The sequence below is a fragment of the Aliiglaciecola sp. LCG003 genome (assembly GCF_030316135.1).
Lineage (GTDB): Bacteria > Pseudomonadota > Gammaproteobacteria > Enterobacterales > Alteromonadaceae > Aliiglaciecola.
The window spans coordinates 4254913-4277910 of sequence record NZ_CP128185.1 but is presented as its reverse complement, the minus strand read 5'-3'; the positions used below and the strand labels follow the sequence as shown (position 1 = coordinate 4277910).

The following is a 22998-nucleotide window of genomic DNA, read 5'->3' as shown; positions in this document are numbered from 1 at the left end:
TACATCCCTGTACGCTTAGCGTTTTCATCCCTGAAAACCATAGTTTGTAGCACAGCAATCGGCTTTCCATTGGCTTGGGTGCAAGAATCGTTAAACGTCCTTACATGCGTCCTTACATGGACAGCCATGTTAACTCGGTATGTTGATGTTGGTTGCGGTGCGAGGATTAGGGCACTTTTAATAGCTAGTCGAGCGTAAGTGTCATGCAGATACTGTTGGGATCATCAAAGTAGCCTGCAAATGGCGGGCAGGGTTTAAATCCGCGTCGCAGATATAGTTGTCTAGCAGGGGCAAAGAATGCCATGCTGCCGGTCTCAAGACTGACGCGGGTGCAGCCGCGAATCTGTGCTTGGGTGATGATGTTTTCTAGTAGTGTTGTTGCTACGCCTTGGCGCTCAAAACCTTTAGCAGTGCGCATTGCTTTTATTTCGCCGTGCTTCTCGTCTATTGTCTTTAGTGCACCACAACCTGCCAACTGTTGATTTACTCTAACACTCCAAAATGTCATATGTGGTGAGTTAAATTGGCTTTCATCTAGCGCGTGTACACTGCCGCGGGGAGAGTGATCAAACATCTCACGGTGATGGGCTTTTAGCAGTTCAATCACATCACTTGATAGGGGACTTTCTTGTTGTAAAATCATCATAGTATCTCGAAAAATATCAGGTTAGGCTATGCAATTAGTTTAGCCAATCACCTTTTTCAGTGGGTACAAACCAGGGTTGGGAAAACCAATAATAACGGCCCCGTTGAGTTATGCTTGGCGCTGTACAATTTATTCGGGAGCGGCCTACAGACAGCTGCTTAGGTAGTTGCAATGTGAAGGTATTCTGCTGCCAGCTTATGGGGAGTGCTTCACCTTTAAAATAACAAGCTAGCTGGGTGGCCCGCAAATCATTGGTGTTAACCGTTACCTTTTGGACCGGTTGGCGCTTGTCGTAATCAAGCTGCGGATCCTGTATAGCCAATTCGATGACCGGCATATCCAAACTGTTTAGCTTGGCCTTGAGAGTTTCTAAATTGGAGTATATGCCTGCCGCAGGTATTCGTGGCAAGGCGCTATAATCACTGTGCTGCGACACTGCGCCTGAATGCTGTCCAAAGCCGGTGTAGCCAAGAGAGGCAATTTTATCAGCCAATTGCTGATTATATTCACCAAAAGGGTAAGCCAAGTACTTTAGACTCTCGCCCGTTTTTTGTTGTAATAGGTGTTCCGCTGACTCGATATCCTCTAAGCTGCGAGCCAACCAGCCTTGCGTCTGACTGCCTTGGAGCAAATGATTGTGGTGACTGGTATGATTCGCAAAGCTTGCTCCCTGCTGCTGCATCTGGGCAACTTGCTGCCAACTTAGTTGGTAGTTTTGCGTATCTATCAATGGTGGATTTATAAACACAGTATAGGTGAAGCCGTAGCGCTTTAAGATTGGATGAGCATTTAGGAAAATGTTTTCATATCCATCATCAAAGGTAATTGCTACTGCATTTTCTGGCAACGGTTGTTTGTTGCGGATGCTATTGACCAAACTGCTAAGGGCAACCACGGTATGATGTTGCTGTAGGTAAGCCATATGTTGTTCGAACATTTTTGGGCTAATAGTCGTGCTAGGCGGCGTGTCTTCGCTCACATGATGATACATAAGAATCACCCCGTGACTCTCTTGAGGCTCAGCCTTGAGTGCTGGAATAAATAAAAGTGCGCCTACTAATGAAAAAATGAAATAATACATGCAATCTGGCCGTTAATTGAGAATGATGGATCTTATCATTGCAGCAAAGCTTAAACCAATCAGATACTAAAATACGTTTCTGGCAGAGGCGCCCCCACGTTCAGCTTTTAACGCTGGTTTTGCCGATGTTACTGGCACATATCAGCGCGCCACTGATTGGCCTAGTGGACACTGCCGTGCTTGGTCATATGCAAGGCAGCCATTATTTAGCAGGGGCGTCATTTGCAGCCTTAGTCATTACCCAAATCTATTGGATATGCGGCTTTGTGCGTATGTCGGCAACTGGATTAAGTGCGCAGGCGAAAGGCGAAGCGACAGATGAGGGGCGGACACAGGTTTTTTACCAAAGTATTTTCTCTGCGGGTCTATTGGGACTCGGCATCTTGCTTTCAGCAAGCTATCTGCTTGACATCGCTCTATATTTTTCTGAAGCCGAACATCAAGTTGAAGCGGTCATCGTTAGTTATTTTAATGTAAGGATCTGGGGCGCGCCTGCTGCATTATTGAATCTTGCACTGGTAGGATGGTTATTAGGTCAGCAAAAAGCTCGTTTTGTAATGCTGGTCCAAATCAGCTCTAACTTAATCAATGTGATGCTCAATTTACTCTTTGTATTTGTTTTCAATTGGGATGTTGCGGGGGTAGCGGCGGCTAGCGTGATTGCCGAGTATAGTGTGACCATTTTTAGCTTGCTATATATTTTCAAACAGTCGCTATCTGCATTTGATAAGCACTGGCTCGGTATCAAAAGTCTGCAAGTACTTACAAAACTCAATGGCGCTATGCTACTGCGCAATCTTGCACTGCAGTCATGTTTAGTGTTTATGACGTTCCAAGGGATCCGGTTAGGGCAACAAACTGCGGCTATCAATGCGGTATTAATGCAATTTTTTGTGCTGATTTCATTGGGGCTTGATGCCATTGCTTATGCTGTAGAGGCCAAGGTGGGCGAGGCCAAGGGCGCGTCAGATAGTAAAATGCTACACTTCAACACCTTAATCGGGGTCTTTTGGTCAAGTATCTTTGCACTCCTATATGCATTGATGTTTGTGCTATTTGGCAGTGATATTGTGACGTTACTGACTGATCAACAAGACTTGCAACAGGCAACAAATGATTATTTAGTCGTGATCTGGTGTTTACCGCTAATTGCCCATTGGTGTTTCTTGTTTGACGGCGTATTTGTTGGTTTAACCCGTGCATCAGCGATGCGAAATAGTATGATCCTTAGTGGACTGTTAGTGTACTTCCCCGTTTGGTGGCTGTTACAAGACTGGCAAAATTGGGCGCTATGGATAGCATTATTAGCATTACTTGGAAGTCGTGGGATTAGTCTTGGTGGGTATTACGTTTATCTTTTTCAGCAGCGGCGCTTAATCGATTGATAGTTTGTGAAAAGCGGTTGGCGAAAATACCTGCATACCCTTTCGCTGCATAGATGAAGCCACCAGCTAACACCAGTACACCTGGTATTTGCAGCATGATCCAATAGCGATTTCCTGCCAATATCAACACAATACCAAATACGAAAATAGCCAGGCCAATTTTGAAATCGGCCCAGCTTTTATGGGGCTGACTACCTAAGCGATAAAACCAGTGTTTTAACATGGTTGCTAGTGTGCTTAGTAATAAGAGTGCTCACCGGCTTCGTGCTCAGTTGCATCTTTAACGGCGGTTATTTCTCCGGAAAAAGCTGCCAGCATCTGTTTCTCTATGCCGTCTTTAAGCGTCACGTCGACCATAGAACAGCCATTACAACCTCCGCCGAACTGAAGGATTGCTTCGCCTTTAGGAGTGATCTCCATCAAACTAACCTTGCCACCATGACTAGCTAATTGAGGGTTAATTTCCGCTTCAATCATATAGCTAATACGCTCGGCTAAAGGTGCGTCTTCATCGACTTTGCGTGCTTTGGCATTTGGTGCTTTTAGCGTTAGCTGGGAACCCATTTGGTCCGTCACGAAGTCAATCACGGCTTCTTCTAAAAACGGTGCACTTTCAAGGTCGACTACTGCATCGAAACCGTTAAATTCAAACGTTGTATCGGACTCTTCTACTGCATCCGGTGGGCAATAAGACACACCACACTCTGCGCCAGGGGTGCCTGGATTCACCACAAACACGCGAATGTGAGTGTCTGGCTCTTGATTTTCAAGCAATTTAGCAAAGTGTGCTTGAGCACTTTCAGAAATCGTAATCATCAATCAATCCTGACTTACAAAATTTATGTGGCTATTCTAACAGAAATACCTGAGTAAAAAACTCAAGTAATCGAATTCTATTATGATATTTTTAACTAACAAAGATTTGATGCATACTGGAGCGTCACATAAGAAGTTTGGTCGATTCAGCAAAAATCAATGTTGATAGACCAATATTTGTCCATCTGTCTTCTCACATTTGCTGTTGAGAATGATAAACGATGGGTAATGTAGTTAATTACTATGAAAAGAGTGTTCTATGATTTCAATGCGAAGTAGTTTGGTCTCGTTATTATGTTGGGTGCAGCTTAGTGCCTTTGCCATGTCAGACATGGATTATTTACCTAAATCGATACAATACGATCCCAATATTCCCAAGCCAGCCGAAATTTTAGGCGCACCTGTGGGGACCTGGCATGTGCGTCATGACCAGTTAGTGGAGTACATGAAAGTGCTGGCGCAAAGCTCTGATAGAGTCAGCGTAGTGGAAACTGGGCGAACCCATGAAAATCGCCCTTTGTTATTACTTACTATCACTGACTCCTCGAATCAATCAAAGATTGCGTCAATGCGTTCACGTCACTTAAATATTCTGTCCTCTGGTGATACGCCTACTGAAGATGACCCTTTAGTTTTGTGGATGGGGTACAGCGTACATGGCGATGAGCCGTCAGGGGCGAACGCAAGTATGCTAGTGGCGTATTATTTAGCGGCTGCACAAGGGCCTGAAATCGATAAACTGTTGAAAACCAATATTGTGTTACTCGACCCTTCTGTTAATCCCGATGGCTTATCTCGTTTCGCCCAATGGGCTAATATGCACAAAGGGCAAAATTTAGTTGCTGATCCTAATCATCGTGAACATCGTCAACACTGGCCAAGCGGCCGAGTTAATCACTATTGGTTCGATTTGAATCGAGATTGGCTGTTACTGACTCATCCTGAGTCGAGAGCGCGGATCAAACAGTTTCAGCAATGGCGCCCCCATGTATTAACTGATTTCCACGAAATGAATCCCAATAGCACTTTCTTTTTTCAGCCAGGCATTGAATCGCGAAAAAATCCTTGGACCCCGGACCAAAATGTTACCCTGACCGAAGCGCTAGGAGATTTTCATGCCGCGGCATTGGATGACACCAAGCAGCTTTATTTTACCCAAGAGGCATTCGATGATTTCTATTATGGTAAGGGATCAACTTATCCGGATGCCCAGGGCAGTATCGGTATTTTATTTGAGCAGGCCAGTAGTCGCGGTCATTTACAAGATACGATTAATGGCCCGCTAGCCTTTTCAGCAACTATCCAAAATCAAGTAACTACCTCTCTTTCAACCTTCAAAGGGGCGGTGGCGAATAAGCCTGCCTTGTTAAAATACCAGGCTGATTTTGCCAAGCACACAGACCAATTACTGAATGATGATGATGAGCGTGGTTATCTGCTCACTCAAGGAAAAGATAGCGGACGCTTCAATCAACTCAAACAGATTTTGCAGCAACATCAGATTGAGTTCTTTGGATTAGATAAAGACGCTAAAATTGATGATGCCACGTATCGCTCGGTAGACAGTATCTTTGTGCCTTTGGAACAGCCGCAATATCGTCTCATCAAGTCAATATTCTCTACTCGTAAACGCTTCGCAGATAATACTTTTTATGATGTTTCCAACTGGAATCTAGCCCTAGCGTTTAATATTCAATATTCGGCCGTCGACAAGAGTGACTTTAGGCGTTTATCGGTAAGCAAAAAGTATGCAGAAAAACCGCCGGTTCAGCTACCTAGACTACAAGATGGCGCTTATGCTTACGGCTTCAGTTGGAATGACTATTATTCGCCTAAGCTGCTACAGCGACTGCTCGAAGCGGATGTGCAAGTGCGCATTGCTGGAGGCGCTTTTTCCGCTACAACCACCAGCGGTAATATCAGCTTCTCGTCAGGTTCTGTAGTGATCCCCACCGCCCTTAAACAACCTGCAGACTTACTGGCAACATTGACTCGACTGTCTACTGAACTAAGCATCCCCATTTGGTCAATTGAAAGTGGCTTGACTAAACAAGGGATTGATTTAGGCAGTGGTAAAATGCATGCCATAGAGGTGCCAAAAGTCATGATTGTAGGTGGCTTGGGCACATCACAGTATGAGGCCGGAGAAACTTGGCATTATCTCGATAATCATGTGGGTTTGCCTGTTTCAATCATTGATTTGGAGCGGTTGGCACGAGTAGATTTGAGCGGCTACAGCCACATGATTTGGGTTGATGGTCGTTATAAAGATGTACCTGAATCGCTCAGCGATAAAGTTAAATCTTGGGTACAAAATGGTGGGATATTGATCGGCCAGCAAGGTGCGGCCAAATGGTTTACCGAGAAAGAGTGGTTAAAAGCCAAGTTTATGCAGCAATCTGAGATCGATGGTGCTTTTAAAGGTAAAAACATGACCTTCTCAGATAAAGAAGGATTTGAGGCCAAACAACGTATTGCTGGTGCCGCCTTCGCCACTAGCCTAGATATCACCCATCCACTGGGCTTCGGCTATGAGCGAACCCTATTACCAGTATTTAAAAATAGTGGTGCGGTTATGTTAATGCCTGAAAAGGCGTTCGTCACAGTGGCACATTATACTGAGAAGCCGCTGTTAGCCGGTTATACCTCAGATGAGTTACAAGATCTCATAGCCGATTCTGCCGCTATCGTGGCTCATAATATGGGGCAAGGTAAGATTATAGGATTTGCGAATAATCCAAACTTCCGTGGCTATTGGTACGGTACAAGTCGTTTACTTAGTAATGCTATTTACATGGCGTCTTTTATCGATGCTCAGGGGTAATGCAAATTGCCCATACATCGATTCTCAACGATGGGTATCTTTCTTTTAGCACGTTGACTGCGGCTGACACCGTTGAACCTGTTGTGATCACATCGTCAAAAACGGCGATGTGATCAACACCTATTAACGGCCTATGACAGGCAAAGGCATTCCGAGTGTTAGTGTACCGCTGAGCGGCTGATAAATCAGTTTGTGGCTGGGTATACTTTAACCGCTTTAAAGTATTCGCATAGCATTTAATCCCTTTTAATTTAGCGATCTGTTGTGCAATACAAGCCGCTTGATTGTATTTCCTTGTTGCCAGTCTTTTAGGATGCAAGGGTATAGGGACTAGGGCTTGAGGTAAGCTTGGTAAGGAGTCAGCGAAGTGACAAAACACCTGTGCCAATGCCTTTGCGTAGAGGGCTTTTTTAGAAAATTTCAAACCTTGAATCAATTGTGAAAGTGGCCATTGATATTCGGCCAATGCCAGTAAAGATCCAGCGCTAAAGGTTTTTAACTCAACGCGCACTTTGATTCGATTAAGCATATTGAAGTCGTAGCGGGCCAAATCATAGTGCGGCATATCATGACAACAGACAGGGCAAATTAATACCGGACTGAGTTGTCGACACAGCAGGCAATTACGATTTAACGCTAACAAGCTCAACCATCCTTTGTTAGAATTTACCTCCATTATAATAATTCCTTTTAAGTGTACTGATGACGGCGACGCTATATTCTGAATCCCGAGGACAAGGTCCTAACTTGGTGCTTTTGCATGGTTGGGGGCTGAACAGCGGAGTATGGGAACCCATCAGTCACCTACTTGAACGTCACTTTCGGGTTACCTTTATTGATTTGCCCGGCTTTGGCCGCAACGCTAATATTCTGCCGCAGCAATATGACTTGCCCTCTATAACCAGTATGGTTGCATCCTGTTTACCCGACAAGTGCAGTTTATTGGGTTGGTCACTGGGAGGCTTAGTGGCGCAACAAATCGCCATACAACAATCTGAGCGTATTGATAAATTAGTATTGCTGGCATGTTCCGCGAAGTTTAGTCAGGACGCAGATTGGCCCGGGATTAAACCCGAAGTGTTGGCTGCTTTTGAGCGTCAGTTGGAACAAGACTTTAGTAAAACCTTAGACCGCTTTATGGCTATTCAAGCTATGGGTAGCGAAACGGCTAGGGCCGATATTAAACAAATCCAAGCTCATATTCAGCACTTTCCCATTCCCGACGATATGGCCTTACAAGCGGGCTTAAAATTATTAAATGAGACTGATTTGCGCCAGCAAATCGGACAAATTAATTGCCCTACCTATCGACTTTACGGACGTTTGGATAGTTTAGTTCCCGTGCGCGTTGTGCCACTCATTGCTGCGTTACAAGCAAATTGTACTAGCCATATATTTGCTCACGCTTCCCACGCGCCTTTTATCTCGCACCCTGAAGAGTTCTTCCAGCAGATAAAAGAAATTTTTCAGATCAGCGATTAGTTTCATACACGCCAATGGTCGCATATAACTTTCATTTCTTGCTGATTAGGTTATAATTTACTCAGGTAATGGGGGTTATCTTAAATGGCAATTAATTTATCAAATAATGTGAATTCAGCGATCCTGTCAGGGGCCTTTGGATTAAACAGTGCGCAGTCGGGAGCGTTCGGCTTGAAGCGTGCGCAAGCCGGTATTACTGAGGCGTCGATTAATATCGCCCAAGGTAACAGACAAGCGCAAAGTCCCCAAGATGTGCTAAACAATGCCGCTTTCCAACAAATATCCCAAGCTCGTCAATTACTTCCCGCTGGCGGTGATAGCTTAATGGACGCACTAACCTCGTTACAAATTAATAGTCGTAATGCACTGGCATCAACCAAAGTGCTGGACGTGGCAAATGATACGGTCGGTCGTATCATTGATGAGCTAGCGTAGAATTAGGCTATGAACATTGTGACGCCGACCCCAACAGCTATCGTTTTCACTACTGGAAATGTCAATACTGAGGCTGCTCGTCGCGATAATATCCAACGTGAAACTATTCCCCAAGCCAACAGTGCTGAGAACTCAGCTGCCGAAAGCGGTCTAGGATCTGAATCAGATCGTGCTAAAGCACCGGGTCAACCGCCACAGTTAACTTACGAACGTCCACAAATTCAACAAAATGCAAATGGACAAAATGGCTCATCCCAAGGCGATTTGTTCAATCAAGACAACGCTGAAGATGCCAGCGCTGGCAAACAAGATGCTGAGGCAAAACAACAGCAGCAACAACAAGAGTTGGCCGAACAACGTGAAGTAGAAGAGCTAAAATCTCGCGATGCAGAAGTACGTACTCACGAACAAGCCCACGCCTCTGCTGGCGGAGAATATACAGGCTCGCCTTCCTATGAGTTTGAAAGTGGTCCTGATGGCCGTCAATATGCTGTAGGCGGTGAAGTCAGTATTGATGTGTCTAAAGAGAAGTCTCCAGAAGAAACTATTCGAAAAATGCAGCAAGTTCGTGCTGCAGCCCTTGCCCCTGCTGAACCCTCACCTCAAGATCTTCGAGTGGCCAGTGATGCCACAAGATTTGCGGCGGAGGCTCGCGCTGAATTAGCCAAAGACAAATCTGAATCGGCCAATCAAGCCGTAGCTGATGATATTCAACGACAATTTAGAAATGGTTCTGAGCAGGAAGAACAACAGCCTTCCACTATGATTGGCGACTTTCCTGAATTAGATGACATAGTTGATGGAATCAATACTCAACCTGATACCCGTTCATTAGAAATCGCTGCAGCAGATCCTGACTTTAGCGCACAAGATACCGCTGCACTGCAACAACAATTAGACAGTCGCGACTCTGGCCTACTTCGCCGGGTTTCAGTAATTGAAGGTTTTTACCAAAGCATTAGTCAACCCCGTCCAGCTGGATTACAACAAACTGCTTAAGGGCTTAGCTAAGTTCTCAACGGCCGATTAACAACCCACTTCGCCCCAGCATATCGACGGTTTTGATTATCCGCCGTAATGCCTAAACATCTGGATAATGACTAATATTATCGCCAGCGGTAATACCCATCGCCCAATCTTTCCCATTTGCTCCGAAGATAGCCGAAAATTAGATTTCTCAATTAGCGGCACCAGCACCAATAGCGAGATAAAAAGTACAGCGATAAGTATTAACGGTGCCATCTTGAACTACTCCTGTTGTTATTTCTGTTTGGCTTTGGCGAATGCATCCGCAAAAGCATTGCCCATTGCCGCATTGCCAGCGGAGGAGGGTTTTGCTTTTTGGTTGTCACGCTGCGAGCCACGATTTTCAGGTTTGCTTACCTTGCTTCGGTTATTTTGATGAGTCTTTGGCTGAGCGGTTGGTGTCTCTTCTAGCTTCATGGTGAAACCAATGCGCTTACGCTGCTCATCAACTTCCAATACTTTCACCTTTACAATATCGCCAGCTTTGACGACTTCGCGGGGATCGGAAATGAATTTATTGGTCATTGCGGATATATGTACCAGACCATCCTGATGAACACCTACATCAACGAAAGCTCCAAAGTTGGCAACATTGCTGACGACGCCCTCGAGGATCATGCCCGGTTTTAAATCAGATATTTTTTCTATACCTTCTTTGAAACTGGCGGTTTTAAACTCAGGTCGAGGATCGCGACCAGGTTTTTCAAGCTCTTTAATAATGTCGGTTACTGTGGGTAGACCGAAATTATCATTAGCAAAAGTTTCTGGATTTAATTTCTTCAATACATCACTGTTGCCAATCAAATCATTCACCGCACAAGCGGTGGTATCAACAATTGCATTCACAACTGGGTAGGCTTCAGGATGCACCGCTGAGGAATCAAGGGGGTTTGTACCATTAACAATCCGTAAGAATCCTGCTGCTTGCTCATATGCTTTGGGACCAAGTCTCTCGACTTTGAGTAGTTCATTACGCTGGCCAAAGGCCCCATTTTTGTCTCTAAACATCACTATATTATGGGCTAGGGTACGATTTAATCCCGACACATGCGACAGCAGCGCGGGTGAAGCCGTGTTGACGTCTACTCCCACCGCGTTTACACAATCTTCGATTACCCGTTCCAATGACTTGCCAAGATTACTTTGACTTACGTCATGCTGATATTGGCCTACCCCGATTGCTTTAGGTTCAATCTTCACCAATTCAGCCAAAGGGTCTTGTAAACGGCGGGCAATTGAGACCGCACCACGTATAGATACATCCATATCGGGTAATTCATTGGAGGCTAATTCGGATGCCGAATATACCGAGGCTCCAGCCTCACTAACTACAATTTTGCGTACCGCTAACTGTGGATTGGCTTTGATCATTTCAGCTACCAGCTTATCGGTTTCCCGTGAGCCTGTGCCATTACCAATACTGATCAACTGCACTTTATGTTGGGTGCATAAGGATGTCAGAGTTCTAAGTGCTTTGTCCCATTGGTTTTGGGGGGCGTGGGGGAATATCGTATTAGTCGCAACCACTTTACCGGTCGTATCCACAATGGCTACCTTTACGCCGGTGCGTAGGCCGGGATCCAACCCCATGGTAACTTTAGCCCCGGCTGGAGCGGCCATCAGTAAATCATTTAAATTACGCGCGAATACTTCTATGGCTTCTTCTTCAGCTTTGTCGCGCAACGCGCCAAACAGTTCGGTTTCCATGTGCAGAGAAACTTTTACCTTCCAGGTCCATTGCACTACTGTTGCAAGCCATGCATCTGCAGGCTTGTTGTTGAAGCTTAGGTTAAAGTGGTCGGCAATGATTTGCTCACAGTAAGAGCTGCGATCGCTTTCGTCACGCTCTGGGTCAGCATCCATACTTACCTGCAAAAACCCTTCGTTACGGCCTCTAAACATGGCTAAGGCGCGATGTGAAGGAACCTGACTGATTTTTTCATTGTGGCTGAAGTAGTCACTATATTTAGCGGCTTCGGCTTTTTTAGCTTCAATAAGTTTGCTACGGATGTGAGCATTTTTGCGTAAATGTTGACGTACTTTTTGCAGTAGTGCCGCATCTTCAGCAAATCGCTCCATTAGAATATATTTTGCACCATCCAAGGCTGCTTTTTCATCGCTAATACCAGCTTCAAGATTGATGTAGTCTTTTGCAACTAATTCAGGATCCAGTTGAGGGTCGCTGAACAATGCATCTGCAAGGGATTGTAAACCCGCTTCAATAGCGATTTGTCCTTTGGTACGACGCTTTGGTTTATAGGGTAAGTACAAGTCCTCTAACTCGGTTTTGTTTTCTACCGCTTTGATTTGTGCAGACAACTGCGGGGTTAACTTACCCTGTTCATGGATAGATTTTAGAATCACATCCCGACGTTCCTGCAATTCACGCAAATAGCCAAGGCGTTGCTCTAACGCACGTAATTGAATGTCGTCTAAGCCGTCGGTCGCCTCTTTCCGATAACGGGCGATAAAAGGCACAGTAGCTCCGCCGTCTAATAAATCTACAGCAGCTTGAATTTGTTTTTGCGCAACCTTTAGTTCGCTGGCAATTTTTTCGATGATCATATTTGACCCTTGACGTGGCCCTTTGGCCGAATAAAAAAGGCATATCTGCGGGATATGCCACTTCTGTACAATATGGCGCAACTTTACCAGTGCTGTAGAGGATAAAAAACAATAATCTTCAGCTTATTTGGCATATTCGATAGATTTGATCAGCCATAGGAACTCGCCGGCTTCAGTTCGCACTGTAGCCTCATCATCTACTTCTTTTTTGAGCAGTGCTCGTGCCATTGGAGAATCGATGGAGATACAATCTTTTCGAGCGAAGATTTCATCGTAACCCACTATTTGTAGACGCAGAGTCTTATCTTGTTGGTTGGTAATTTCAACCCAAGCACCAAAGAAAACTTTACCTTCCTGCTGCGGCGAGTAATCGACTACCTTGAGGTTTTCCAAGCTTTTTTGTAAATAGCGGATTCGACGGTCAATTTCCCTTAAGCGTTTTTTATTGTACTGATAATCTGCGTTTTCACTTCTATCGCCAAGACTGGCGGCCCAAGTGACTTTTTTTGTGGTTTCAGGCCGGTCTACACGCCACAAATGATCAAGTTCTTCACTTAACTTTTGATATCCACTGCGAGTGATAAGAGGTGTTCTCAATGCCATAAACCTTTTTGCGTAGTTAACAGCCGACCATCTTACAACAAAGTGTCAAATAAGAAACTTAGGCCGCAAAGTTCTTTCGTTGGTTACTGGGCCCATTTCGGCGTCGAGGCATATTAATACTCTAACGCGAGTGGGATTTTTCCCTAATATATAGCAGGCCAGAAGATAAACCAGATAGCCAAAAATCAGTATTCAACCATTGAAATCCTATAATTGATTTATGAATCAATTGATTATCAATTGCGAGTGAGAGAGCGAATTAGCCTGTTAAAAAAAGAAAGTATAAACGCTATTTTATTAGTCCAAATTGTTCCTAGAAAGAGGCTACTTTGACAGGAAATATTCACAGCTTGCGCTAATATTAAGTTTAGTTAGACGACAACATGGTTAGCCAATTTCGCGCTGATAGTGTCGTTTAAAAAGCGCACTGCATCTGGCATTGCTGCCGACCAATTTGCAGTGATTTGTTATACAACGCTAAGTTGAACACTAACCCATTTGTTAGTTATTAAACTCTCAGCAGACGTTCGGATTGATCAACCACCGCGCGTTACCGTATACAGATAGGCAGCTTTATCTAAACAAAACCCGGAATATTTCTGGGCCTTAAGGTCAAATACGAAGACCAATAAAAGAGTGGAATTAGGTTCAGCAAGGATAGAGCTGATTAGAGTTTATAAAAGTGCTTTAAAAAAAGCCGGTAGACATCTGACTACCGGCTTTTTTATGGACCTTTTGTGGCGCTTAATTTGTAGCAGGCTTGCCAATAATATCCAATAATTCAACTTCAAAAATCAGGGCTGAATTACCTGGGATTTTACCCGTTGAACGCGGGCCGTATGCCAATTCTGATGGGATAAAGAATTTGAACTTAGAGCCAACATTCATTAGTTGCACGCCTTCAGTCCAGCCTGGGATCACTCGGTTTAAAGGGAATTCTGCTGGCTCACCGCGGGAGTAGGATGAATCGAATTCTGTACCGTCTAACAATGTGCCACGGTAGTGCACTCTAACTTTATCTTCAGCGACAGGCTTATCACCTTCTGCCTCGACTAGCACTTGATACTGCAGACCTGAATCGGTCACAGTAACCCCATCTTTTTTAGCATTTTCAGCTAACCAATCAATGCCTTTTTGAGTGTTTTTTTCTGCCTGCACCAAACGGGCTTCTTTGACTACTTTATCAAAATCACTGTTGAGTTGGTGAAGTGCCGTTGCGTCGAATTGCGATTTGCCCTGCATGGCTGCGATAAAGCCTTTAACAACTAGCGCGTTATCTAAGTCAATTTCTAAACTTTTGTTTTCGGCCAGTTGCTTTTCAACAAAAGAACCTACGCTTGCACCGTATGCGTACGCTTGTTTTTGCTGCTCTGTGTCAAGAGTAACCTCTGTTACAGCTAACGGATCTGCGTTTTGCTGCTGACAAGCAGTCATGCCGAATACCGATGCGACGACTAATGCAATTGCTGCCTTTTTCATTATAATTCTCCAAAACGTAAATAAATCAATAAGTTTGCTGCTCAGTTGAAGCAAATTGTGATTAGGTATTGTTATTTTAAAGGGCTTATACTAAACGAACTGAAGTAATACTCAAAGTCTGATTCACATTCAAAATTTAACTGGGGTAAAGATGAGATGACAGCATATAAAAAAGGCTTACTACTTTTTGCTGTACTGTGCTTGTTCAACTGCAGTGGTTCCGTTAGTACGCCGGTTGAATCTGTGCGCCATGCCGAAGTGGGTAGCTATGCAGCGGCGATTTCCAATGACAGCAGTCTAAGTGTGGTGTCCACTGCCCAGCAAGGGATTTTGGTTTGGGACATTATAAATAACCAGCAGATGTATACTTGGAGTCATCAAGCCGAAAAGGGCAACGAAGCTGGCAACTCAGTTGGCTTGGTCAACATTGCCCCAGATAATAGCCATGCGGTTACCGCAGACCGAGATGCATTTGCCATTTGGAGCTTAACTAGCGGCGAACCTGTTGGATTTTGGCGCATTGATGAATCCAGTATCAGAGATATAGCCGTTGCAAATAATGGCCGTGGTGTGTTGGTGGGGCGTGGCAATGGCAAGGTAATGTTCTTTGAGCCTGAATCGGGAAGACGCATAGAATTTCTAGGCCACCAAGAGAAAATCAATAGCGTGGATTTATCGCCGAATGGATTTTATGCCTTAACCGGGGGGAATGATTATATTGCCTACTTATGGGATACCCGAACGGGGCAGGTTATTCATCGCTTTAGTCATACCAGCCGTGTCACTAAAGTAGCCTTAGATAGTCAGGGGCGTTTTGCGTTTACCGCAGATAGCAAAAGAGACGCTCGGATTTGGAATGTACAGACCGGTGAGGAAATTAGCAATTTACGTTATCTGCAAAGACAAAAGATATTTAGCAGTGCGAAATTCTCCCCCGATGGTAAATATTTAGCCACAGGATCGCCCGGACGAATTATTAATCTTTGGTCACTAAGTGATGGTCGCGAAGTGGAAGAGTGGCGTGTCACCCCCAAAGAAGGCACCCAACCTCAAAGTGCTGTGGTATATGCATTGGGTTTTGTGAACGAAAATCAGTTATTATCGGAAAGTAGCAGCGGATTGGCCGAATTTTGGCAGATCTCCACAGATTAATCAGGACCCAACAGCAATATGAACGACGAATTACAGCATCAACTAGCAGATTTACAGACGCAAGTGGCGTTTCAAGAAGACACCATAGAGCAGTTGAATCAGGCTTTGGCTGACCAACAATTACAAATAGATCGGATTACTTTTCAGCTCAAGCATGTCACCCATAGGGTGAAACAAATAGAACCGTCTAATATTGCAGACCCTTCCGAAGAAGCCCCACCGCCTCATTATTAAACGAGCCATTTTGCAATTCGGCTGATTATTGCGAGAAGCCCGGCTGATGTTTGGCGGCTGAGCCAAGCTCTAGCCAGCTTGGCTGTTCTTGACAAAAAATATTACTTTGCGGCAAATGCAGAACCAGTGATTTGTTGGCATTGCTTACAGTGACAAAAATGAAATTGTTGAAAGTCATCTTTTGCACAAAATTTTACTGCGCCGCATAGGCACTGGCCGCTTATATGCTGATGCATAGTGAACTCCTCAACGAATAGGCTGAACTATTATGCTGTTCAATAGCTAAGACTTAGTAGAATGCTGAGTTATAAAAAACCGGACGACGCATTTTCAAAGCTAGCCTCGTTCTGATTCCCTATGGTTTAAACACTCCAATCACACTTTCATTGGCTCGTTTTGCTTGGTCTACTTTGTCATCTGTTTGCGTATCATGGTAATCACAGTTTACGCATTCGAGTTTTTCCACATTGTTTTCGAAAAATAGCATTATGGTGTCTTGGGCTTTACAAGTTGGACAGATAGCTCCGGCTACAAAGCGCTTTTTAGTTCTTTTAGTCATGTAAGTATTTACTCTGGTTCTGAACAAATGGTTTTCACGGGCTTGGCGATGGTATACTACGCCAATTATGGTGTATTTGATTAGTTTACCCTTCAGATGATTCAAATTTCTGACTTAACGTTGCTGCGCGGCAGCAAAATTTTACTTGAGCAGGCAACTGCAACAATTTTTCCTGGCCACAAAGTTGGTCTGATAGGCTCTAATGGTTGCGGCAAGTCTAGCTTGTTTGCGCTGCTACGCCAAGAATTACACCCTGATGCGGGTGAGTGTCAGATCCCGAAAAATTGGCAAATTGTGTCAGTGGCACAGGAAACCCCAGCTTCGGATCGCAGTGCATTAGATTATGTAATTGATGGTGATATTGCCTATCGTCAGTTACAGCAAAAATTATTGGTTGCCGAACAGCAGCACAACGGCGAGCAGATTGCGCTGTTACATAGTCAATTGGAACATGCAGGGGCCTACGATATGGAATCCCGAGCCGCGACTATTTTGGCCGGCTTAGGTTTTAGTCATGAAAAAATGCAGCATCCAGTAACGGATTTTTCCGGTGGCTGGAGAATGCGTTTGAATTTAGCACAAGCGTTGTTGTGCCATTCTGACTTGTTACTGTTAGATGAACCAACTAACCACCTGGACTTAGATGCAGTGATTTGGTTGGAGCGTTGGTTGGCTCGTTACACGGGCACCTTGATGTTGATCTCTCACGATAAATCCTTTTTGGATAATACCGTTGATGAAATTGTTAGTGTTGAGCAGCAAAAACTTATCAGTTATACCGGCAACTATGCTGCGTACGAGCGACAGCGTGCTGAGAGATTACGCTTGCAAGACCTCGAATATCATAAGCAACAGGCTAAAGTTGCGCATCTAGAGTCTTTCATTAATCGCTTCAAAGCCAAGGCTAGCAAGGCTAAGCAAGCCCAGAGTCGTATCAAACAGTTAGAGAAAATGGAAGATCTGCTGCCAGCTCATGCTGAATCACAGTTTTCATTTGGATTTTTCACACCCCCTAAACTGCCTAATCCATTGGTTAAAATGGAGCATGTTCGAGTCGGTTACGATGGCACAGTGATCATTGACAGCTTGCACTTAAACCTAGTTCCTGGCAGCCGGATTGGATTGCTAGGACGAAATGGGGCGGGTAAATCCACCTTAATAAAATTGCTAGCCAATGAAAAGCAGCCGATGAGCGGAGAATACATGACCTCTGCTGGCTTGCGTATTGGCTACTTTGCCCAACACCAATTGGAATTTTTACGCCCACAAGATTCGGCCATTGATCATTTATACCGTTTAGACAAAAAAGCCACCGAGCAAACCTTGCGCGACTACCTTGGTGGTTTTGGTTTCAATGGTGATCAAGCGTTAGGCAAGGTTGCACCCATGTCAGGTGGCGAAAAAGCACGCCTAGTATTAGCCTTATTGGTCTATCAAAAACCGAACTTGCTGCTACTTGATGAGCCCACCAACCATTTGGATTTGGAGATGCGTCATGCTCTGAATTTAGCCTTGCAGAGCTTTGAAGGCGCTATGGTATTGGTATCCCATGATAGATTCTTACTCACCTCAGTATGCGATGACTTTTACTTGGTTGATGATGGCAAGGTTGAACCCTTCCAAGGGGATCTAGACGACTACAAAGATTGGCTGCTAAAAGACTCATCAAAGCGCGCCCAAGGCAAAGACAGCTTAGATGGCGCTGCTAGCGAGAATGGCACAGTCAAGTTGGACCGAAAAAATGTGAAGCGACTTGAAGCGGAATTCAGGCAAGCCACACAGCCGTTGCGAAAAGCTATTCAGTCTGCCGAAAAACGTATGGAGCAATTAAGCCAGAAATTGGCTTTGGTGGAGCAGCAACTTGCGGAACCAGATTTGTATAGTGACGATAATAAAGCTAAGTTGAAAACCTGTTTATTGCAACAAGCTGAATTGAAAGGTGCGTTAGCCGACGCGGAATTGTTATGGCTCGACAGTCAGGAACAACTAGAAGTTAAACAACAAGAATTTAGTCAACAGCATGTTGCAAGCTGAACAATTTTGGCGCTATTCACTGAGGGTTTACGGGGCTAGCGATGTTAAGCAGCTTTGTTTGTCGTTGCAGGACCAACATGGCCTCAATGTCAATATGCTGCTGCTGTGTGGATTTTTGCATCAAGCTGATATTAGCTTGTCAGTCAAACAATTTGAGTCTCTAAACGCTGGAATGTCGCAACTAAATGCACAAACAAAAGCGTTGCGTAGTGAGCGTCAGAAAATTACTGATAAATCAGCCGTCGCTTACAAATCGTTATTAGCGCAAGAGTTATCGTTGGAACAACGACAGCAACATTGTTTAATTGAACAATTGAATGGGTTTTCCTTTGAACAGCATATGGGCAGTAATTTTGAGGTGTATGCACAAAGTTCAGGGCTACTCCTGTCACAAGCCTTGCAAACTAGTTTGTTATCCCTTCAGAAATTGTTATCACCACTAGAAGATCAGAATCGGGTACCTACGGACACATGAGTACAAAGCCAGCAAAGATGACTATAGCAAACGAAAATCGTCCCTCTAAAATCATTAAAAGTGATTATCAAGCGCCGTTTTGGGCTAAAAACAGACATCTTCAAACCCTTTGGCCTAGATTTATCAAACGCAGATTACCCTTGGCGGTGCGCTCTGAAAGTTTTGAATTACCTGACAACGACAGTATCAAATTAGTCTGGGGAAAACCTGAGAATATCCAAGCTTGTAAAGGTGTGGCAGTTATTTTCCATGGTTTGGAAGGCTCGGTAAAATCACATTATGCTAATGACATGATGGCACAACTGCAAAAAAATGGCTGGCAGACTGTGTTAATGCATTTTAGAGGGTGTGGCGGTGAGCCAAATCACACATCTAGGGCGTATCATTCAGGTGAAACCGCAGATCCTAGTTATTTTCTTGATTGGCTTGATAAAAAGTTTCCTGAGTTGCCTAAAGTCGCAGTGGGTTTCTCGTTGGGGGCCAATATGCTACTCAAATTATTAGGCGAGAACCCCAAGCAACGATTTTTGAAAGCGGCCGTGGCCATCTCAGCCCCCCTTCGCTTAGACGAATGCGCACGTAGCATTAATCAAGGCTTTTCAAAGGTGTATCAAAATTACCTATTAAAAAGTATGGTCAGCACACTGCGCACTAAAATGCGCTCAATTGATTACTCAGGGTTAATTCACATAAAAGATGAGCAAGTTGCCAAGTTGACTAACTTTCGTCAATTTGATCAGCACGTGACGGCCCCATTGCACGGCTTTAGTGGCGCAGAAGATTACTATCAACAGTGCAGTGCGATTCATTATCTGAAACATATTATTACCCCCACGCTAGTGCTGCATGCTGCCGATGACCCTTTTATGAATGAGGCGGTTATTCCGGTTGAAGATGAATTATCTGAAGCCGTGCAGTTCGAACTCAGTGAACGTGGCGGCCATGTTGGATTCATGCAGGGTACGCCTTGGAACACCACGGTTTGGTATCATCAACGTGTGGCACGTTTTTTCGAGCCTTTCTCTCGCTTTAAATAAGTTGAAACTATGATTATTCCAATTTCTGAAATAGCCAGCGATACCTTACACAGTTTAGTGGAGGCCTTTGTCTTGCAAGAGGGCACTGAATACGGTGAAGAAGACTTTAGCCTAGCGCAAAAAGTTAACCATGTGATGCTGCAATTACATAATGGTGATGCCGTTGTGCAATACTCAGAGCTACATGAGACCGTCAATATTGTCACCAAGGACCAGTTGGCTCACAATCAGCAAGCTCCCAATCTATGAGTTTGGGAGCGTGAAGCTCGCCCACCAGCTAGGCTGCGGAGGCAAATATAACTGAAAAAGTAACAGGCACGGTTAAACTGATACTAGTTAAACCGGCAAGTTTTTGCAGGGTTTCAATGCCAGTCACTAAGTTATGCTTGTTGGCGTCAATCAGTATCGGTGTGGAGGTGGTGGCCGCAAAACTACCGTCATTATTTTTGCTAATAGTTAAGCCAATCTTATAAGCTGCACTGGTATTTTTTATGCTGATATCGGCGTCTAGATCAAGGTGGATGGTTTCTCCACTTTGCATGTTCAAAACTGCTTTAGGTAACTGTGCGTTAAGCGTTGCCTGCGGGGTCTTTGTCACCTCAAACAACTGTGCTTGCATGCGTTCATCCCGAATCGGAATATTGGTGTTAACGGTTTTAAGGTCTACGCTAACCTGCACTGCACCGCTGTTAGATAGAGTGCCAGACAATGCTCCAAAATTGTGGAGCTCGCTTACGTTAACATTTTTGGTCGACACAAAATTCAGTTTTGATTCGCTATTATTAAGCTCCCAGTCGGCTTGAGCATGCAAACTCAATCCCATTAGTACTGCGCTAAGAGCTGTTATTCGGCTAAGCTTCATATATCTGTTCCTAGTTCATATTTTACGATATTTTGCCAATCAACTTGGCGATCCCCGAGGACGACAAAATTGGGGTTCTCGGTACTGTCACGCTGGTTGTAAGTTAAGGGTGTGAAATCTACCGATACAATATTTCCACCGGCTTCTTCCACTATGCATTGGGAAGCGCCAGTATCCCACTCTCCAGTTACTCCGATTCGCATAAAGACGTCGGCTTTACCTTCTGCAATGAAGCAAGCTTTTAGGGAGCAACTACCCAAGGGCAGAGTTTGGTAAGTGCGAATGTCACTCATCCGTGACATGACCTTTTCTCTGGATTGGCGACGGCTGATCGCAATCATCACCACATCTTCTTGAGGGTAATCAAATTGACGCACATGAATTTGTTTGTTTTCAAGAGGACTGGACTTAAATGCGCCGTAACCTTTGCTGGCATAATATAAGGTTTCGCCCGGTGGCCAATAAATCACCCCTAACACGGGCTGATTATTTTCAATTAAGGCAATGTTAACTGCAAAATCACCACTACGGGCAATAAACTCTTGGGTGCCGTCAATTGGGTCAATTAACCAATACTGCTGCCAGTCTTTGCGATGATTCAAATCGCCGTTATTTGATTCTTCTGACATGATTGGGATATGCGGGGTTTCTCTTTGCAATATCTCCAAGATGATTTCATTAGCTTTATAGTCTGCCGAGGTAACTGGAGAATCGTCGGCTTTTTCGTAAGCGGTAAAGTCGCCACTGTCGTATATACTTAAAACTACTTCGCCAGCTTTAATTGCCGCTTTTTTAGCTATTTCTAACAAGCTGTGGCGGGGATCATCTGCCATTAGTTTTCCTTTTTACGCGCATCGGCGAAATACTTTTGAACTAAGAAAAGAGCCGCAATACAGCGGGCTTCAACAAAATCTGCTCTTGCCAGTAATGCATCGATATCGTGAATAGACCAATGTATGACTTCCAAGGGTTCAGGTTCGTCTCCTTCTAATTTGCACGGATAGAGATCTTGAGCCAGTACTATATGCATTGTAGCATCGAAAAAGGTCGGTGCCATTTGTACGGTATGAACTTTTTCGAGTTGCCTAGCTCCAAAGCCGGCTTCTTCTTTAAGCTCACGCTGAGCTGCTTGCAACGGCGATTCGCCTGGGTCAATCAAGCCTTTTGGAAAGCCAAGGTGATAAGAATGGGTACCCGCTGCATATTCACGGATCAATACAAAATTTTCGTCATCAATGAATGGCACTATCATCACCGCGCCTCGCCCCGAACCAGCCATACGCTCGAACTGGCGGGTCGCGCCATTGGAAAACTCTAAATCCACACGTTCAATTCGAAACAGTGCGCTTTTTGCAACGATTTCGGCTTGATGTATTTGAGGCAGCAATTTGTTCGGATCTATTTTACTCATTAACCTATCACGTTAAACTATAAAAATTCTGGCAGAGATAGCATATGAGTGCCATTCTGCTTATTTGTTCGGCTACTTTAACCTAAGGACAACTACCTTGTCACTTCTACCCTGGACTCAGATTGAAACCGTTTTACTTGATATGGACGGAACTCTACTAGACTTGCATTTTGACAATCATTTTTGGTTGCATCATATACCGCAAAAAATTGCGCAAAAACGAGGTATTAGTTTAGACCAAGCGAAACAATTTATTCAATTGGAATACCAACAAGTGATAGGTACTATCAACTGGTACTGCCTTGATTTTTGGGCTGAAAAGCTTGATATGAATATTCTTGAAGCGAAGCGTGAAATCGAACACTTAATTAGCTTGCGAGAGGATACGCTACCCTTTTTAGATGCTTTGCATCAAAGTGGTCGCAAGGTAGTTTTAGTCACTAATGCCCACCCAGATAGTTTATCGTTAAAAGTAGAGCACACTCACTTAGACAGCCATATCGATTCGCTGATATCGACACACGAGTTCGGTGTGACCAAAGAATCACAACTGCTGTGGGAGAGATTGCACAACAGACTCAAGTTTAATCCTGCCACTACCCTTTTTGTGGATGACAGTCTAAATATTTTGCAGGCAGCCAAAGATTTTGGCATTGAACATTTACTAGCAGTGAAAAACCCAGATAGTAAACAGGAAACACGTCATATAGATGAGTTTCCTGCTATCGAAGACTATCGTACGCTTTTGGGCGAGATCACCACCCAACCTTTTAGAATTTGATTGTGTAGGAGCCTTGCGAACAGTGATCTAGCTCTACCCGCATTAGTAGATTAAATAATTGCAGTTGCCCAGTTTTTTAGCTTAAAACACTAAATACTAGGAAAACATAGT

General features: G+C 44.3%; 26 protein-coding genes. 12 read left to right on the top strand and 14 right to left on the bottom strand.

What is annotated here, in order from left to right; translation table 11 throughout:
* Positions 1 to 184: 184 nt before the first annotated feature.
* Positions 185 to 646: a GNAT family N-acetyltransferase gene (locus tag QR722_RS18700; protein WP_353506892.1), complete on the bottom strand. Its 462-nt coding sequence runs from the start codon at positions 644 to 646 to the stop codon at positions 185 to 187.
* A 34-nt stretch (positions 647 to 680) separates the two neighbouring features.
* Positions 681 to 1727 carry a polysaccharide deacetylase family protein gene (locus QR722_RS18695; protein ID WP_286284518.1) on the bottom strand — a complete coding sequence of 349 codons (1047 nt, stop codon included), beginning with the start codon at positions 1725 to 1727 and terminating at the stop codon, positions 681 to 683.
* A gap of 125 nt (positions 1728 to 1852) precedes the next feature.
* On the opposite strand from QR722_RS18695, the gene QR722_RS18690 reads away from it, so the two are divergent.
* Positions 1853 to 3112 carry an MATE family efflux transporter gene (locus QR722_RS18690; protein WP_286284517.1) on the top strand — a complete coding sequence of 420 codons (1260 nt, stop codon included), beginning with the start codon at positions 1853 to 1855 and terminating at the stop codon, positions 3110 to 3112.
* Here QR722_RS18690 and QR722_RS18685 read toward each other — a convergent pair.
* Both QR722_RS18685 and nfuA read right to left on the bottom strand, forming a co-directional pair.
* Entirely contained in the window at positions 3057 to 3335 is a 279-nt protein-coding gene (locus tag QR722_RS18685; protein WP_286284516.1) for a hypothetical protein, read from the bottom strand. The genes QR722_RS18690 and QR722_RS18685 overlap by 56 nt on opposite strands.
* Before the next feature lie 14 nt (positions 3336 to 3349).
* Positions 3350 to 3928: a Fe-S biogenesis protein NfuA gene (gene nfuA, locus QR722_RS18680; protein ID WP_286284515.1), complete on the bottom strand. Its 579-nt coding sequence runs from the start codon at positions 3926 to 3928 to the stop codon at positions 3350 to 3352.
* 268 nt (positions 3929 to 4196) lie between these two features.
* On the opposite strand from nfuA, the gene QR722_RS18675 reads away from it, so the two are divergent.
* Complete coding sequence (locus tag QR722_RS18675; protein ID WP_502872485.1) at positions 4197 to 6752, top strand: M14 family metallopeptidase; 2556 nt, start codon at positions 4197 to 4199, stop codon at positions 6750 to 6752.
* On the opposite strand, the gene QR722_RS18670 is transcribed toward QR722_RS18675, so the two are convergent.
* Complete coding sequence (locus QR722_RS18670; protein WP_286284513.1) at positions 6733 to 7428, bottom strand: ComF family protein; 696 nt, start codon at positions 7426 to 7428, stop codon at positions 6733 to 6735. The genes QR722_RS18675 and QR722_RS18670 overlap by 20 nt on opposite strands.
* A gap of 26 nt (positions 7429 to 7454) precedes the next feature.
* On the opposite strand from QR722_RS18670, the gene bioH reads away from it, so the two are divergent.
* The 3 genes from bioH (at position 7455) to QR722_RS18655 (ending at position 9668) form a co-directional block, all read left to right on the top strand.
* Entirely contained in the window at positions 7455 to 8234 is a 780-nt protein-coding gene (gene bioH / locus QR722_RS18665) for a pimeloyl-ACP methyl ester esterase BioH (RefSeq protein ID WP_286284512.1), read from the top strand.
* 84 nt (positions 8235 to 8318) lie between these two features.
* Positions 8319 to 8669, top strand: a complete 351-nt coding sequence (locus QR722_RS18660) for a hypothetical protein (RefSeq protein WP_286284511.1) — start codon at positions 8319 to 8321, stop codon at positions 8667 to 8669.
* Between the two features lie 9 nt (positions 8670 to 8678).
* A complete protein-coding gene (locus QR722_RS18655; RefSeq protein ID WP_286284510.1) occupies positions 8679 to 9668 on the top strand; it encodes a putative metalloprotease CJM1_0395 family protein in 990 nt (329 codons plus the stop codon).
* A gap of 66 nt (positions 9669 to 9734) precedes the next feature.
* Here QR722_RS18655 and QR722_RS18650 read toward each other — a convergent pair whose 3' ends face one another.
* The 4 genes from QR722_RS18650 to bamJ form a co-directional block, all read right to left on the bottom strand.
* Positions 9735 to 9911: a hypothetical protein gene (locus QR722_RS18650; protein ID WP_286284509.1), complete on the bottom strand. Its 177-nt coding sequence runs from the start codon at positions 9909 to 9911 to the stop codon at positions 9735 to 9737.
* An 18-nt stretch (positions 9912 to 9929) separates the two neighbouring features.
* On the bottom strand, positions 9930 to 12260 hold the full coding sequence (locus QR722_RS18645) for a Tex family protein (RefSeq protein WP_286284507.1): 2331 nt from the start codon (positions 12258 to 12260) through the stop codon (positions 9930 to 9932).
* Positions 12261 to 12383: 123 nt separating this feature from the next.
* Positions 12384 to 12857, bottom strand: a complete 474-nt coding sequence (gene greB / locus QR722_RS18640; protein ID WP_286284506.1) for a transcription elongation factor GreB — start codon at positions 12855 to 12857, stop codon at positions 12384 to 12386.
* A 750-nt stretch (positions 12858 to 13607) separates the two neighbouring features.
* Complete coding sequence (gene bamJ / locus QR722_RS18635; RefSeq protein ID WP_286284505.1) at positions 13608 to 14342, bottom strand: BamJ family beta-barrel-assembly machinery protein; 735 nt, start codon at positions 14340 to 14342, stop codon at positions 13608 to 13610.
* A gap of 156 nt (positions 14343 to 14498) precedes the next feature.
* Here bamJ and QR722_RS18630 point away from each other — a divergent pair, with 156 nt between their 5' ends.
* Both QR722_RS18630 and QR722_RS18625 read left to right on the top strand, forming a co-directional pair.
* Positions 14499 to 15494 (top strand): WD40 repeat domain-containing protein, encoded by a 996-nt coding sequence (locus tag QR722_RS18630; protein WP_286284504.1) that lies wholly within the window; start codon positions 14499 to 14501, stop codon positions 15492 to 15494.
* 18 nt (positions 15495 to 15512) lie between these two features.
* The gene (locus tag QR722_RS18625; RefSeq protein ID WP_286284503.1) at positions 15513 to 15728 is read left to right on the top strand and encodes a SlyX family protein; all 216 of its coding nucleotides are present in this window, start codon (positions 15513 to 15515) and stop codon (positions 15726 to 15728) included.
* A 101-nt stretch (positions 15729 to 15829) separates the two neighbouring features.
* On the opposite strand, the gene QR722_RS19445 is transcribed toward QR722_RS18625, so the two are convergent.
* Positions 15830 to 15964, bottom strand: coding sequence for a GFA family protein (locus QR722_RS19445; protein ID WP_502872446.1), 135 nt, complete (start codon positions 15962 to 15964; stop codon positions 15830 to 15832).
* 119 nt (positions 15965 to 16083) lie between these two features.
* Complete coding sequence (locus tag QR722_RS18620) at positions 16084 to 16287, bottom strand: YheV family putative zinc ribbon protein (RefSeq protein ID WP_286284501.1); 204 nt, start codon at positions 16285 to 16287, stop codon at positions 16084 to 16086.
* Positions 16288 to 16383: 96 nt separating this feature from the next.
* On the opposite strand from QR722_RS18620, the gene QR722_RS18615 reads away from it, so the two are divergent.
* Genes QR722_RS18615 through QR722_RS18600 form a run of 4 tightly spaced genes read left to right on the top strand, consistent with a single transcriptional unit; the run spans position 16384 to position 20082 of the window.
* Positions 16384 to 18321: an ATP-binding cassette domain-containing protein gene (locus tag QR722_RS18615; protein ID WP_286284498.1), complete on the top strand. Its 1938-nt coding sequence runs from the start codon at positions 16384 to 16386 to the stop codon at positions 18319 to 18321.
* Positions 18308 to 18796, top strand: a complete 489-nt coding sequence (locus QR722_RS18610) for a TIGR02444 family protein (RefSeq protein ID WP_286284494.1) — start codon at positions 18308 to 18310, stop codon at positions 18794 to 18796. Before QR722_RS18615 ends, QR722_RS18610 begins: the two co-directional genes overlap by 14 nt.
* The gene (locus tag QR722_RS18605; RefSeq protein ID WP_286284492.1) at positions 18793 to 19833 is read left to right on the top strand and encodes a hydrolase; all 1041 of its coding nucleotides are present in this window, start codon (positions 18793 to 18795) and stop codon (positions 19831 to 19833) included. Before QR722_RS18610 ends, QR722_RS18605 begins: the two co-directional genes overlap by 4 nt.
* Positions 19834 to 19842: 9 nt before the next feature.
* Complete coding sequence (locus tag QR722_RS18600; RefSeq protein ID WP_286284491.1) at positions 19843 to 20082, top strand: YheU family protein; 240 nt, start codon at positions 19843 to 19845, stop codon at positions 20080 to 20082.
* 28 nt (positions 20083 to 20110) lie between these two features.
* Here the strand turns inward: QR722_RS18600 and QR722_RS18595 are convergent, their stop codons facing one another.
* From QR722_RS18595 to nudE, 3 genes are read right to left on the bottom strand one after another with little or no spacing between them, the layout of a single operon-like run.
* Entirely contained in the window at positions 20111 to 20695 is a 585-nt protein-coding gene (locus QR722_RS18595; protein ID WP_286284489.1) for a YceI family protein, read from the bottom strand.
* On the bottom strand, positions 20692 to 21528 hold the full coding sequence (cysQ, locus tag QR722_RS18590) for a 3'(2'),5'-bisphosphate nucleotidase CysQ (protein WP_286284487.1): 837 nt from the start codon (positions 21526 to 21528) through the stop codon (positions 20692 to 20694). The genes QR722_RS18595 and cysQ overlap by 4 nt, the downstream gene beginning before the upstream one ends.
* Positions 21528 to 22106: an ADP compounds hydrolase NudE gene (gene nudE / locus QR722_RS18585; RefSeq protein ID WP_286284486.1), complete on the bottom strand. Its 579-nt coding sequence runs from the start codon at positions 22104 to 22106 to the stop codon at positions 21528 to 21530. Before nudE ends, cysQ begins: the two co-directional genes overlap by 1 nt.
* 97 nt (positions 22107 to 22203) lie before the next feature.
* Here nudE and yrfG point away from each other — a divergent pair, with 97 nt between their 5' ends.
* Positions 22204 to 22887, top strand: coding sequence for a GMP/IMP nucleotidase (gene yrfG, locus QR722_RS18580; RefSeq protein WP_286284485.1), 684 nt, complete (start codon positions 22204 to 22206; stop codon positions 22885 to 22887).
* Positions 22888 to 22998 lie beyond the last annotated feature (111 nt).

Excerpts from the sequence above, each read along its gene's own strand:
- QR722_RS18605 (WP_286284492.1), top strand. The coding sequence starts at position 18,793 with ATGAGTACAAAGCCAGCAAAGATGACTATAGCAAACGAAAATCGTCCC.
- QR722_RS18690 (WP_286284517.1), top strand. The coding sequence starts at position 1,853 with ATGTTACTGGCACATATCAGCGCGCCACTGATTGGCCTAGTGGACACT.
- bamJ (WP_286284505.1), bottom strand. The coding sequence starts at position 14,342 with ATGAAAAAGGCAGCAATTGCATTAGTCGTCGCATCGGTATTCGGCATG.
- QR722_RS18670 (WP_286284513.1), bottom strand. The coding sequence starts at position 7,428 with ATGGAGGTAAATTCTAACAAAGGATGGTTGAGCTTGTTAGCGTTAAAT.
- QR722_RS18660 (WP_286284511.1), top strand. The coding sequence starts at position 8,319 with ATGGCAATTAATTTATCAAATAATGTGAATTCAGCGATCCTGTCAGGG.
- nfuA (WP_286284515.1), bottom strand. The coding sequence starts at position 3,928 with ATGATTACGATTTCTGAAAGTGCTCAAGCACACTTTGCTAAATTGCTT.
- QR722_RS18685 (WP_286284516.1), bottom strand. The coding sequence starts at position 3,335 with ATGTTAAAACACTGGTTTTATCGCTTAGGTAGTCAGCCCCATAAAAGC.
- QR722_RS18700 (WP_353506892.1), bottom strand. The coding sequence starts at position 646 with ATGATGATTTTACAACAAGAAAGTCCCCTATCAAGTGATGTGATTGAA.
- QR722_RS18610 (WP_286284494.1), top strand. The coding sequence starts at position 18,308 with ATGTTGCAAGCTGAACAATTTTGGCGCTATTCACTGAGGGTTTACGGG.
- QR722_RS19445 (WP_502872446.1), bottom strand. The coding sequence starts at position 15,964 with ATGCATCAGCATATAAGCGGCCAGTGCCTATGCGGCGCAGTAAAATTT.
- bioH (WP_286284512.1), top strand. The coding sequence starts at position 7,455 with ATGACGGCGACGCTATATTCTGAATCCCGAGGACAAGGTCCTAACTTG.
- cysQ (WP_286284487.1), bottom strand. The coding sequence starts at position 21,528 with ATGGCAGATGATCCCCGCCACAGCTTGTTAGAAATAGCTAAAAAAGCG.
- QR722_RS18675 (WP_502872485.1), top strand. The coding sequence starts at position 4,197 with ATGCGAAGTAGTTTGGTCTCGTTATTATGTTGGGTGCAGCTTAGTGCC.
- nudE (WP_286284486.1), bottom strand. The coding sequence starts at position 22,106 with ATGAGTAAAATAGATCCGAACAAATTGCTGCCTCAAATACATCAAGCC.
- QR722_RS18615 (WP_286284498.1), top strand. The coding sequence starts at position 16,384 with ATGATTCAAATTTCTGACTTAACGTTGCTGCGCGGCAGCAAAATTTTA.
- QR722_RS18600 (WP_286284491.1), top strand. The coding sequence starts at position 19,843 with ATGATTATTCCAATTTCTGAAATAGCCAGCGATACCTTACACAGTTTA.
- QR722_RS18650 (WP_286284509.1), bottom strand. The coding sequence starts at position 9,911 with ATGGCACCGTTAATACTTATCGCTGTACTTTTTATCTCGCTATTGGTG.
- QR722_RS18625 (WP_286284503.1), top strand. The coding sequence starts at position 15,513 with ATGAACGACGAATTACAGCATCAACTAGCAGATTTACAGACGCAAGTG.
- QR722_RS18630 (WP_286284504.1), top strand. The coding sequence starts at position 14,499 with ATGACAGCATATAAAAAAGGCTTACTACTTTTTGCTGTACTGTGCTTG.
- QR722_RS18595 (WP_286284489.1), bottom strand. The coding sequence starts at position 20,695 with ATGAAGCTTAGCCGAATAACAGCTCTTAGCGCAGTACTAATGGGATTG.
- QR722_RS18620 (WP_286284501.1), bottom strand. The coding sequence starts at position 16,287 with ATGACTAAAAGAACTAAAAAGCGCTTTGTAGCCGGAGCTATCTGTCCA.
- QR722_RS18695 (WP_286284518.1), bottom strand. The coding sequence starts at position 1,727 with ATGTATTATTTCATTTTTTCATTAGTAGGCGCACTTTTATTTATTCCA.
- QR722_RS18645 (WP_286284507.1), bottom strand. The coding sequence starts at position 12,260 with ATGATCATCGAAAAAATTGCCAGCGAACTAAAGGTTGCGCAAAAACAA.
- QR722_RS18655 (WP_286284510.1), top strand. The coding sequence starts at position 8,679 with ATGAACATTGTGACGCCGACCCCAACAGCTATCGTTTTCACTACTGGA.